Annotated in this window: 10 protein-coding genes; 2 read left to right on the forward strand and 8 right to left on the reverse strand. The window is 46.9% G+C overall.

What is annotated here, in order from left to right:
* Positions 1-192 precede the first annotated feature (192 nt).
* The 8 genes from NC996_RS16000 to NC996_RS16035 all read right to left on the reverse strand — a co-directional run bounded on the left by NC996_RS16000 (position 193) and on the right by NC996_RS16035 (position 8,165).
* Positions 193-750 carry a calcium-binding protein gene (locus tag NC996_RS16000; protein WP_190534229.1) on the reverse strand — a complete coding sequence of 186 codons (558 nt, stop codon included), beginning with the start codon at positions 748-750 and terminating at the stop codon, positions 193-195.
* Between the two features lie 578 nt (positions 751-1,328).
* On the reverse strand, positions 1,329-1,865 hold the full coding sequence (locus NC996_RS16005; RefSeq protein WP_190534226.1) for a calcium-binding protein: 537 nt from the start codon (positions 1,863-1,865) through the stop codon (positions 1,329-1,331).
* A gap of 373 nt (positions 1,866-2,238) precedes the next feature.
* Positions 2,239-3,297 carry a DUF928 domain-containing protein gene (locus tag NC996_RS16010; RefSeq protein ID WP_190534223.1) on the reverse strand — a complete coding sequence of 353 codons (1,059 nt, stop codon included), beginning with the start codon at positions 3,295-3,297 and terminating at the stop codon, positions 2,239-2,241.
* 32 nt (positions 3,298-3,329) lie between these two features.
* Positions 3,330-5,591 (reverse strand): CHASE2 domain-containing protein, encoded by a 2,262-nt coding sequence (locus NC996_RS16015; protein ID WP_339380249.1) that lies wholly within the window; start codon positions 5,589-5,591, stop codon positions 3,330-3,332.
* Between the two features lie 221 nt (positions 5,592-5,812).
* On the reverse strand, positions 5,813-6,808 hold the full coding sequence (locus NC996_RS16020; RefSeq protein WP_190426794.1) for a DUF1822 family protein: 996 nt from the start codon (positions 6,806-6,808) through the stop codon (positions 5,813-5,815).
* A 33-nt stretch (positions 6,809-6,841) separates the two neighbouring features.
* Entirely contained in the window at positions 6,842-7,492 is a 651-nt protein-coding gene (locus NC996_RS16025; protein ID WP_190426806.1) for a sigma-70 family RNA polymerase sigma factor, read from the reverse strand.
* 335 nt (positions 7,493-7,827) lie between these two features.
* A complete protein-coding gene (locus tag NC996_RS16030; RefSeq protein ID WP_190434979.1) occupies positions 7,828-8,016 on the reverse strand; it encodes a hypothetical protein in 189 nt (62 codons plus the stop codon).
* On the reverse strand, positions 8,016-8,165 hold the full coding sequence (locus NC996_RS16035) for a hypothetical protein (RefSeq protein ID WP_190529744.1): 150 nt from the start codon (positions 8,163-8,165) through the stop codon (positions 8,016-8,018). Before NC996_RS16035 ends, NC996_RS16030 begins: the two co-directional genes overlap by 1 nt.
* A gap of 43 nt (positions 8,166-8,208) precedes the next feature.
* Between NC996_RS16035 and NC996_RS16040 the strand changes: the two genes are divergently transcribed.
* Both NC996_RS16040 and NC996_RS16045 read left to right on the forward strand, forming a co-directional pair.
* Complete coding sequence (locus tag NC996_RS16040; protein WP_190434981.1) at positions 8,209-8,910, forward strand: calcium-binding protein; 702 nt, start codon at positions 8,209-8,211, stop codon at positions 8,908-8,910.
* A 433-nt stretch (positions 8,911-9,343) separates the two neighbouring features.
* A complete protein-coding gene (locus NC996_RS16045) occupies positions 9,344-10,093 on the forward strand; it encodes a calcium-binding protein (protein ID WP_190678428.1) in 750 nt (249 codons plus the stop codon).
* Positions 10,094-10,315: the final 222 nt, after the last annotated feature.

The raw sequence follows: 10,315 nt of genomic DNA on the forward strand, positions 1-10,315 counted from the left end.
ACTATTTTGTGAGCTTGTTACCAGTCACTTATTTTGGTAAAATATATTTGTGGTAGCTCATTTAAATGTTATTCAGTTAGGTAACACTTAGATAATACAATTTAATTTTATTGCTCGGATTTATCTGAGCGCTAGAACAGTGACAGACAAGCATTTTGCCTGGGTCATATCTAGCGCTTAAAGTTCGGAAATTTAAAACAGCAGCGATTGTGTAAAAATCGGGTTAAATCCCGACTCAAATTGATTTACATAACTTATGCGATCGCTCAAAAAATCACCAGTGTCAAGCGCTGGAAATGTACTGACTGTGCCTCTATTTTTCAAAGCGCCAAGAACCTCAGGTGGAGGCATGATGGGTGCGCCTGTAACGTGTTTCAACTTGTCAGGAGGGCTATCACTACCAGGCGGCACCTTAGGAGCAGGAACATATTCTTTGATAGCATCCTGAGCTGGATTGAAGTCTTTAATGATGTCATAACCATCAGCACTCTGAACGTAGTAACCAACGCCTGGGATAGCTCCATGTGAACTAACTCCTTTAAATACAAAGATATCACCCCCAAGATCGCCCGTAAGAATGTCAAAGCCAGCACCTCCAACTAAGGTGTCATTGCCTTCTCCTCCGTTGAGGGTATCCATGCCATTGCCGCCATAGAGGTTATCGTTTCCGGCAAAACCATTGATGGTGTCATTTTCTGTGCCTCCCTTCAAATTAGGGTCGTTTCCAGGAGTGCCGTTGATAAGTGCCATGTTAATTCCTCTTTACTAAGGTTTTTGCTGGTAGTTTAGTGTTAAAAAATCAAAAACTAAACGTCCGCTTTCGGGAAAATTTACTCAGTGAAAAACTCTATTCACTGTGCAGCCACTAAAGATTAGTTGTATAGCAATTCTCGCTTGGGTGCGATACATTCTGTAGGGACATGGCATTGCCATCTCCCTACCAAGGTGGGGGAAACGTCAGAACTGCAATATATTCCACCCAACTGAGAAACGCTATAAAATTCTTTCACCCTTCTCCAAAAAAGAGTATTTTCAGTGCATTAAGTGACTTGCTCTTGGAATTGGACTAAGGGCATATAACTGATTGAAACTAATCTCTTGAGCCACAAATTTTCGACTTTTACTTTATAAGTCTAACTGTTTTCAAAACTTGTTGTTAGTCGCTTGTTTTGGCAAAACATATTTGTGGTAGCTCGTTTAAGTGTCACTCAATTAGGTGACACTCAACTGAGAGAATTCAAGCTTATCTGGCACATTTATCTGAGCGCTAGAACAGTGACAGCGAAGCAGTTTTACTCGGTCATATCTAGCGCTCAAAGTTCGGGAATTTAAAACAGTAACGATTGTGTGAGAATCGGGTTAAATCCCGACTCAAATTGAGTTACGTAACTTATGCGATCGCTCAAAAAACTACTAATGTCAAGTGTTGGGAATGTGCTGACAAAACCGCTATTTTTCAGAGCGCCAAGAACCTCCCCTGGAGGCAGGATGGGTGGGCCTGCAACGTGTTTAAAATGGGGAGGAATACCAGGCTCAGAAACAAATGCTTTGATAGCATCCTGAGCTGGATTGAAGTCTGTAATGATGTCATAACCATCAGCACTCTGAACGTAGTAAACACCTCCTGGGTTAACTCCCTGTGAAACATAGCCTTTAAATACAAAAATATCAGCGCCAGGACCGCCCGTGAGAGTGTCAAAGCCAGCACCTCCAACTAAGGTATCATTGCCTTCTCCTGCGTTGAGGGTATCTATGCCACTGCTGCCATAAAGGTTATCGTTTCCGGCAAAACCATTGATAGTGTCATTTTCTGCGCCTCCCGTCAAATTCGGGTCGTTTCCCAAAGTGCCGTTGATAAGTGCCATATTAATTAGTCCTTGAAAAAATTAGTGGTTTGGCTGTGATTTTAGTGTTGAAATATACAACACTGAAGTTTCCTACTTTTTTAGGAACACACTTATCTACAAACCGAATTTTTAGCTTCCGGATTCTTTAGTATTTTTGGGACAAAAGTGAAATTTAGTTATGTAAGTAGGGCTGAAGCTGACAGCATCGATTGATAGGAATCTTGTTTTAAGGTGAGCTAGCCCTTCAGATACCCGGCTTCTCTCTTGAAGTCGGGTATCTCGCCTTCACGAATCATTGAGGAGTGCGATCGCTTCGATGTCAAATCCGGTGAATTACCGCATAATCCGCGATCGCCTGCCAAAGCCTTGAGGCCAAATTAGACTTGTTTGTTTACTGTTGTTGAGCGGTGCAGCAATCAATTACAGGTTCTTGAGCGATCGCTTCCAAGCCACCAGAGTTTAATAAACTTACCCAATCATTCGTGAGGGCAGCATCTTTTGGATTCGTACTCCGGAGTTCAGCAAGAGCAGTGAGGGCATCATGCCAGATTCCTTGTTTGGCATAAAGAACCACACGTTCCCGTGGGGTTGCTTTCTGTAACTGACTCATCAAAGTGGCAGAAGGTGCAATCCGTTGAACTGACCCTTCAACCAAGGGTGGAGCATCCGGATCGCAATCAATCATGAAAAACCAACGGTACATCTTGCCAACTTTTAGCGGCGCTATTGTAGCAGGAAGACTCACTTTGACTACACCAGGCTGCTTTTGGGATGCGATGAACTTGGTTTGATAGACATTGTTACCCTGGTCATCCTGTAGGATGAATTCCACAGCCAGGTCGGGTGTGAGCGCATAAGGAATGTAATACCAAAAGGTAGGAGCCTCAGAAGCCGTTAATGCCCATACGGACTCAAAGGTTTTTAAGGGTGAGTTCCCAGATTGTCCTTCATTCAAACTTGTCTGAGTCGCAGGCACCAAGGCAGTCAGAGGCTCCTCGCCGATCGCGGCTGGACACGTACCACGGCTAGCCCCTCCTCGCTGTCGTCCAGCAGGGGCGCTGCGGTCTGCTGGCGGTGGGGGTGCCTTGAACAGAAGGGTGCCGGGGCTACGGCTAGCGCCTCCTTGCCGTCGTCCAGTGGGGGCGCTACGGTCTGCTGGTGGTGGTGGCGCGTTGGACTGTACGGTTAAGACTTCTGCGAAAGCAGGTTTTACGGGGATTTGCGTCAAACTGCCGATAAAAGCAACTAGGAAGAGGGCAGGCCATTTGCCACCGCTTGTATTAGGAGACCTCTCCCCCAACCCCTCTCCTGCAAGGCGAGGGGAGTTCGGCTCCCCGTTCCCTGGTAGGAAAGGCTCATGGGGGCTTAAGTTTTTCAGGTGCAAGATATAAGGTTTGGCACGCTGGGCGATCGCTCTGGCAAGGATTATCTGTTTAAAAGGGAACTTCATATAGCTAGTCGAAGGAATTTTAAGGTGAGTGACTATCGTCTAGCTCGAAAGGTTGCATACACGGCTACGCTGGTGCTGCTCGCTACCAAGGCTAGCGCTGGTGGAACCAAAGGCACCCAACAACCGCTTTGGATTAACAGTGCCAAGCATAAACCATACAACAAGATTTGTGCGGCGGCGATCGCTATCCCTAAGTGGACCGGGGACTTCAGATAGCAGACGAACAACCCTCCCAGTAAAGACCAGCCCCAAATCCAAAAAACTTCGCCCCACTGAGGCCACACCCATAATAGCGATCGCCCATCTTTCACTGCACTAATCATTTGACTCACCATTTGCGCTTGCACAAATACTCCCGGCATTTGCTTTTCAGCCCACTGACCTTGACTGTAGGGTGTGAGCCAATAGTCATGAAAACTGTTAGCGCTCGTGCCGATCAAAACAATCCGATCCTTGATGGAATTGGGATCGATCTGACCGTTGAGAACTTCTCTGAGGGTCACTCGATCCGCAATATTTTCCGGGGAGCGGTGGGAGCGATAATTCAGCAGCACTTGATGACCCCAGGCATCGGTTCCTTGGTAGCCACCTGTAAAACTCTCCAAAGGCTTAAAAACCACCTTACCCAGTTGCAAGAACCCCTCTGAATTAATTGTCGGTACAATGCCTTCTGCCGCTAAATAACGGAATGCTAATTGGGCGCTGAAGGCGTAGTAAGCCGTACAGGGAGAGGCGGGGTCTGGTTTCAGCGATAACAGATGGCGACGAACCACTCCATCGGAATCGACCATGAAATCACTAAACCCTAAACGTTCTGTTGGGATTTCTGGCGGTGGTGGAATCCCCGGTTCCTCCGCCTGCGGATCGCTGACTTTGCAAATACCAATTAAGCGATCGCTTTGGCGTAACCGATTGGCTAAATCTTTCTGACTGGGTAATGCTGGAAAATCTCGATAAATATCTAAGCCAATCGCTCGCGGTTTATACTGCTCTAGTTTCTGCAACAGTTGATTGAGTGCCGGATCTGACAACGACCCACGCCTCTGTTCTGGATTCTGAGCTTGAACATCTGCTTCAGTAATGGTAATCACCAAAAGGCGCGGATCTGGCTTTTCATCGGGTCGCCTGGTCAGTATTTGGTCAAAAGCTTTTAGTTCTATTGATTGCAGCATTCCCTGATGCCGCACCCCCGCAATCAATGATGCGATCGCTACGCTGGCAAGCAACGCTACCCGCAGTCGTCCCCGCCAGGTTTGAGGTTGAGTCTGGGAGGATCGGGAGGGGGATGGCACAGGGGAATCGAGAATCGGGAATTCTTCTTTCCTCTTCCCAACGATTCCTTGCCAAGTCGGTGGCAACACAGCCGGATTTTGGCAAACGATTGGCAACCAAGTCGCGCAAGGAAATTTAGCTTCTAGTCCTTGCAATCTTTCCCGTGCTTCCCGTACTGCTAAATAAAAAGACTCACCACGAGCAAAGGCTTCGAGAAAAGACTTCAAAAATTCTTGTGCAACCTTATCCGGTACGGGTTCCCGCATCACAATAATTTGCGGAATATGTAAAGAAGCCAAATCTTTTGCCAAACCCAACCCATCGCAAGAGTTAAAAATCGCGATTTTTAACCCGCGTTCAACCGCTTTTTTTAATCCATATTTAAGTTCTTCTATTGATAAGCTTTCTGTTTGATTAATATAAATTTGTCCCGTCCCGCCATTCTTCTGGCTAGAACTATGACCCGCAAAAAATAAAATATCCCAGCCTTGTTTCCAAAGCTGTTCGGTTAATTCTTCCCGTTGTGGTTCTACCAGAAATCTGATTTCTGCGTTGGGTAATTGCTCTAATAAAATCCGATCGGCTTGGGTATTAATTCCCGTACTATTCCCCAAAATTGCTAAAATTCTCACCTTCTCGATAGGCGATGAGAGTTGTTCTACACGTTCGTAGACTGGAGCGCTTAAAGCAATTTCGGCTTTTGGGTAGCGATCGCATAATTCCCAAAGATGCCAAGGTAATTTCCGTAGCTGAACGTCTTCGGTTTGAATAATGAACCGAATTTCATCGGCAGGAACTAATTGTTCTAAGAGTTTTTCTCGAATTGCCCGAAACGGCTCTGAATTTAGCCAGACATTTAAGCGATCGCGCAATACATTGGCTGCCAAACTACAGTCATCAATCTTGGCAACATTAGTCGGTTGACTAATTTTTGCTTCTAGTCTGTAGGGCACTCCCAAGCGACGATAAGCGGTTGTCCAGATGGTGTAGTGTTGGGTAATTTCTGGAGCGGGAGGTAACATTCCAACGCTTTCTATCGAAGGGCGTTCACCATCGTTCCCAATTTGTAATGAGACTGGGAAACCTTCTTCAAAAGAACCACTCCATAGTTTTATAACAACTAATTTAACCATTTTGACGGTAGGACGATTAGTTTTCAGCAATTAAATGTAAGGGTTGTTTCCAGATAACTGGAAAAATTGCTCTTGGATTACAAGAGGTGTCTCAAGTTTACAAATAATCGCTAAATAACAAAGTCTTCTTGAATGCTGGCATTCCCCAAAGCGACTCTAACGCTAAACTGTTCTCCAGAATTGCCACTAAACTCTAATTGAATGTAATCATCTGCATCTCTTGACTCAGCTTCTAGAAAATTAGAGCCAGATTCATCAAGGACAATCAATTGGAGAGAAGGGGGTAGATAAGCTTGATTACCCCTAGGATGCACCTGAAGAAGAATATTCGTTTTCTCCTCAGATTCTGGATTGATTTCAATAACTAAAGCAACAGAAAGGTCGGCAATCTCTACCCCTAAGTCTATCAATTTTGCTTTGCGAACGGCAGCTTCTGGCTGTTCCAAACTGGGAGCAAGTACATCGCCTCTAAAACTAAAGGCTAGATTTGATTCAGGTGGAGTTAGCAAGGTTTCAACGGTTTGCCAACCGGCTTCAAAAACATTGTTGAACCACTGGCTCAAGTTGGCTTGGGTTCTGCGGAAGGCAGGGGTGAGGGACGATGCAGCCGCTGTAATCGGATGCATTAATTCCTGCAAGCGATCGAGTAAATCTTCAGGCGATCGCAATTGACCGATCGACAACTCTGAGGTAGTAACGCTGGGGGTAAATCCCAACACACTTGCCTGTCGCATCGATTCATCGATTTGAACCATCACATAGCCAATTCGATCTGACCAAACTTCGGGGGGAATGTGGCAGATTTGTTCGGTGCTTCTCAACGGACGACATTCTAAGCGACCAAGTCCCCGCACTTCTAGGTCAGCTACATCAGAACATAAGCGCACGATGGGATTCCAGCTATCACTGGCTGCAAGATTGGTGGGAATCCCCATCATCTGCAAGTAATCATTGACCACACAGACAGATAGGGTATTCAACAGAACTTGCTCTGCTTTGTGCGGCGTCGGCTGCTGAGTGGCAAACTGCTGTGCTATTGTGCGTGCGGCTTGGGTAATCGGTAACGGTAGGGCAAAATCTTCTAGTTCGTGGGGGTTAAAAGTCATGGTTGGGAAGCTCCGTTCTTTATTTATCTTTATTTATAGATATCCCTCCGATTCACCAAATTTACGCAAGCGAGGGATACATTGGCGCTGATAAAAACTGCTCAATGTGGAAATGGGGAGGTTAAATTCCGCTGAAAGCTCTTTCCAACCGGCTTCTGGGGGTAAGCGTCGCAAGATTAACGCTTGAGCATTCACTTCGGGACGACCGGCAATGTGCGTGCGGCGCAACTCCCCTTGAGAATCGGCTTCCACCCACTTTATGATGTCGTCCAACAAGGGGGGAACATCCGGAGTGGCTTCCAGACTATCCACCGGGTCAGTCGTTTCACCGATATCGCCCGACTTTGACCTTTTGGCTTGACCTGTAACGGTTCTCGATTCTTGTTTTTTACCGTCAATATAGAAATCTTGAAGCCGCCGTTTCAGGTAGGTATTCAGCCAGGTGATGACACTGCTGCGATTCGGGTCATAAGCTTCGCCAGTATTTCCTTCACAGATGTTTTGACAGAAATACACCCAGGTCTGTTGCAGTGCATCTTCATAGTAAGGCGTATATTCTTTCCAAAGCTTGTGTGCGATTAAGCGGATCACCCTAGTTAAGTTTTTCTGGCGCTGGGCACTTCCATGCGGGTGCATACAGGCTTCTTTCACCAGATAGCGAAGCTTTGACTCTAGTCCATCCATAATTTGCGATCGCCCCTTCGGTTGATACAGCGCCAATTTTGTCTGGAAGCCTATCTATTTAAGATAACTTTCCTCTTGATGTCTACTCCATACAGTTAGAGATTACGGATTCTCGATGGCTGATGAGTGAGGATTCCGGCAGGTGGCAAGGAAGAACTAGGCGCGTAATTATGCGTTCTTCAAGGATAGCGATCGCTCTGGTTGAAAGTAAATAGCCCAACTGTCGCACGATTCAGTGACACTCATTTGAGCGATCCAAGATATGTTTCAACGTCAAAAGCAATTGTTAACGCCGCTTTGAACAACATTTATCTACAGTGCCAAAGCTGAAAAGCCTATGTAGGAAGGGTTTTCATTTCCTCTCTCCCCACTGAGCTGAGGCACAACCACCCATATTTGCCAATTTTATGTAAACGTTTGTAACGACCTGCATAATTGGCTCTACTCAGGCTGACAAGTGCATAGAGGTCAACGAAATGCAACGGGGAGATTAACAACCCAACTTCTGGTTTCCCACGCATCATCACCAGCCTCCAGTCAACAGAGCAACGAGCGATGTCCGAAAGCTCTCTAGAAGTGCAACGGCGAACAATAACACTTCTTGAACATACAAGCCTTTCGGACATCCGCCACCACCAATCAACCGATTCAAGCGATTGATTGATTCCAACACACCAAACAACACCAATTCTCATCCTTACTAAAGAGCAAAGATTATGGCGATTATCAACGGCACCATTTACAACGACACACTCAACGGCACCGCTTACAATGATTCCATTTACGCCAAAGACGGGAACGATACAGTTTATGGCGGAAGTGGCAATGACTACATTGATGGCTGGTATGGCAACGACAACCTCTATGGTCAAGATGGCAATGACACCATCCTCGGCTACTACGGCGATGACTACATCAATGGCGGCTACGGCAACGACAGTCTCTATGGCGAAGTAGGCAACGACCACATGGATGGCTGGTATGGGGATGACTACCTATCCGGTGGTGCGGGCAACGACACGATGCTGGGCTACTATGGCAACGACAGCCTGTATGGCGGCACTGGCAGTGACAAACTCTATGGCGAAGCCGGTAAGGACTACCTGAATGGTTATGGCGGCACGGTTGGTGAATACGATACCTTGAGTGGTGGCAGCGAAGGTGACACCTTCGTTCTGGGTACCGCTAGTAGTGTCTCCTACCTAGGTACTGGCTACGCAACCATCACTGACTTCAAGTGGAATGAGGGCGACAAGATTCAGGTCAAGGGCAGCTACACTGACTACACCCTGAGTAAGAGCTATGACTTCGGAGGCACCACGGCGCTGGATACAGCAATCTATAAGGGCAATGACTTGATTGCGGTGGTTCAGGATACGACCAATGTTTACGCTTCTGCTGACTTTGTCAGCGTCTAGGTTGACACATCGGGATAACTTGACTCGATAACTTCACCTCCCCTCAGAGACATGAATCTCTGGGGGGCTTTTTTCTTTTCTGTTTACGCGATCGCTACCCTTACTTAAACTGTATGGTTGCACAATTTCATGTAAACGTTTGTAACAACTTGCATAACTAGCGCTACTCAGGCTGACAAGTGCATAGAGGTCAACAAAATGCACCAGGGAAAAAACAAAGTAAATTGTGGTTTTCCCAGCAGCATCAACCGCCTCCAGTCGATAGAGCAACCAGCGAGATTCAAAAGCTCTCTAGAAGTGCAACGGCGAACAATAACATTTCCTGAGAATACAAACCTTTTGGACATCACTGACCACCAATCAACCGATTCAAGCGATTGATTCCAACACCCCGACCAACACCAATCCTAAGCAATCCTAAAGAGCAAAGATTATGGCGATTATTAACGGCACCGCTTACAACGACAACAACACCTACAACGGCCCCGGCTATCCTTTCAACTATCACGGTCAGATCATCGGCACTGCCTACGACGATTCTATCTATGCTGGAGCCGGTGACGATATTGTGAAAGCTGGCGCAGGCAATGACTACGTAGATGGTTGGACTGGCAACGACAGCCTCTATGGTGAAGATGGTAATGACACTATCCTCGGCTATGACGGCGATGACTACATCAATGGCGGCTACGGCAACGACAGCCTCTATGGTGAAGCAGGCAACGACCACATGGATGGCTGGTATGGGGATGACTACCTATCCGGTGGTGCGGGCAACGACACGATGCTGGGCTACTATGGCAACGACAGCCTGTATGGCGGCACTGGCAGTGACAAACTCTATGGCGAAGCCGGTAAGGATTCCCTGAATGGCTATGGCGGCACGGTTGGTGAATACGATACCTTGAGTGGTGGCAGCGAGGGTGACACCTTCGTGCTAGGTACCGCTTACGGTGGCGTCTCTTACCTGGGTGGTGGCTACGCAACCATCACTGACTTCAAGTGGAATGAGGGCGACAAGATTCAGGTCAAGGGCAGCTACACTGACTACACCCTGAGTAAGAGCTATGACTTCGGAGGCACCACGGCGCTGGATACGGCAATCTATAAGGGCAATGACTTGATTGCGGTGGTTCAGGATACGACCAATGTTTACGCTTCTGCTGACTTTGTCAGCGTTTAGGTTGACACATCGGGATAACTTGACTCGATAACTTCAGCTCCCCTCAGAGACATGAATCTCTGGGGGGCTTTTTTTTCTGCTGAGGCAATGACTACCCCTAGCTGAACAATAAACTTAATCGGAAATAAGAGGTTGTAGAGAAAAGTGGGATCGTTTCTATTCCTTTCACCCTAAGCTGTCACCAGCTAGCGATAGCTGAGACGGAAGTTGTGCAATCCACAA

This window comes from Trichocoleus sp. ST-U2 (assembly GCF_039961875.1).
Taxonomy (GTDB): Bacteria; Cyanobacteriota; Cyanobacteriia; order Cyanobacteriales; family FACHB-T130; genus FACHB-T130.

Bases quoted from the DNA above. Each gene is read 5' to 3' on its own strand.
- NC996_RS16000 (WP_190534229.1), bottom strand. From the start codon at position 750: ATGGCACTTATCAACGGCACTCCTGGAAACGACCCTAATTTGAAGGGA.
- NC996_RS16005 (WP_190534226.1), bottom strand. From the start codon at position 1,865: ATGGCACTTATCAACGGCACTTTGGGAAACGACCCGAATTTGACGGGA.
- NC996_RS16010 (WP_190534223.1), bottom strand. From the start codon at position 3,297: ATGAAGTTCCCTTTTAAACAGATAATCCTTGCCAGAGCGATCGCCCAG.
- NC996_RS16015 (WP_339380249.1), bottom strand. From the start codon at position 5,591: ATGTTACCTCCCGCTCCAGAAATTACCCAACACTACACCATCTGGACA.
- NC996_RS16020 (WP_190426794.1), bottom strand. From the start codon at position 6,808: ATGACTTTTAACCCCCACGAACTAGAAGATTTTGCCCTACCGTTACCG.
- NC996_RS16025 (WP_190426806.1), bottom strand. From the start codon at position 7,492: ATGGATGGACTAGAGTCAAAGCTTCGCTATCTGGTGAAAGAAGCCTGT.
- NC996_RS16030 (WP_190434979.1), bottom strand. From the start codon at position 8,016: ATGATGCGTGGGAAACCAGAAGTTGGGTTGTTAATCTCCCCGTTGCAT.
- NC996_RS16040 (WP_190434981.1), top strand. From the start codon at position 8,209: ATGGCGATTATCAACGGCACCATTTACAACGACACACTCAACGGCACC.
- NC996_RS16045 (WP_190678428.1), top strand. From the start codon at position 9,344: ATGGCGATTATTAACGGCACCGCTTACAACGACAACAACACCTACAAC.